The organism is Roseovarius sp. MBR-78, assembly GCF_040547535.1.
In the GTDB taxonomy this organism is placed as follows: domain Bacteria; phylum Pseudomonadota; class Alphaproteobacteria; order Rhodobacterales; family Rhodobacteraceae; genus Roseovarius.
Genome location: NZ_JBEPPX010000083.1, coordinates 1 through 1,172, shown reverse-complemented (window position 1 = coordinate 1,172; position 1,172 = coordinate 1). Strand labels below are relative to the sequence as shown.

The following is a 1,172-nucleotide window of genomic DNA, read 5'->3' as shown; positions in this document are numbered from 1 at the left end:
CTGACCTCTTTGGCATAATCGCGGCTGGAGATGGATCGGACGGTGGCGGTGTCGTTGGCGAAGAGGTTCCAGGCTTCGCAGCATCGTGTGACGATCTCGTCGTAGGTTTCGAAGACGGAGATGGCGAGGCGGTTGGCGCGAAGATAGGCCCAGACGTTCTCGACCGGGTTCAGTTCCGGGGCGTATGGCGGGAGCGGCAGGAGGGTGATGTTGTGGGGCACGCAGAGGGCCTTTGCGCCATGCCATCCGGCGCCGTCCAGCACGAGAATCGCGTGCGCGCGCCCGGCGACGGTCCGGGATATCTCGGCGAGGTGGGCATTCATCGCCTGCGTGTCGGCATGGGGCATGACCAGCGCAGCGGTGGCACCGCGTTCGGGGCAGACGGCACCGAAGATGTAGGCCCATTTGTAGCGGGTGTCGCGCGGCGCGCGTGGGCGGCTGCCTCGGTCGGCCCAGATGCGGGTCAGCGTGCCCTGCTGGCCGACCCGAGCGTTCGCCGGGAAAACGGTCCCCCGGACCGTTTTCTGGCCCGGCTCTCTCTTGGAACCATACCTCCAGCGGCTTGGTCCGGGCGTGCTCCGGCAGCGCGTCGGCTACTGACGCGGCGAAGTTTTTTAAACGCCTCCTGCGCCTCGGGGTCGGATTTCGGGTGCTGCGGGCACACCGAGAGCCGACGAAACCCGAGCGCCGCCAACTGCTTGCCCACGGTGCGCTCGTGCATCTCGACACCGAACTGATCCTCGATCTTGCGCTTGAGGTCAACGCGCCGCAAGCCGCACCACCCCATCCACCGCAGGGTCGGGCCCCTCGCGCACCATCTGCGCCAGCTCCGCCTTCTGGTTCGGGCTCAGCCGTGGCGCAGGCCCAGCCGAGTGGCGGTTCGTCAGGCCCTCCAACCCTTCGGCGTTGTAGCGATGTCCGTTCGTCGGGAAAACTGTCCCCCGGACAGTTTCCGCATCCTCCTCACCGCGCAGCGTCTGCCGGTCCATCCCACAGGTCTCCGCTGCAGTCTTGCGGTTCGCACCCTCAATCACCAGCGCGATTGCCAGCATCCGCCGCGCCGCCCGCGCATGCTTCGTCTTGCCCGCCGCCGCGCGCATCTCCGTCGCCGTGAACTCCGTCCGCGTGATCGCGATCCCTGCCATGCCTGCCTCCATCCTTTGAGAAAGCAG

The 1,172-nt window shown here is 67.2% G+C and carries 1 pseudogene; it reads right to left on the bottom strand.

The features are described 5' to 3' along the window. Positions 1-1,145, bottom strand: a pseudogene (locus ABIE58_RS20290) (IS630 family transposase); the annotation flags it as partial. Positions 1,146-1,172: the final 27 nt, after the last annotated feature.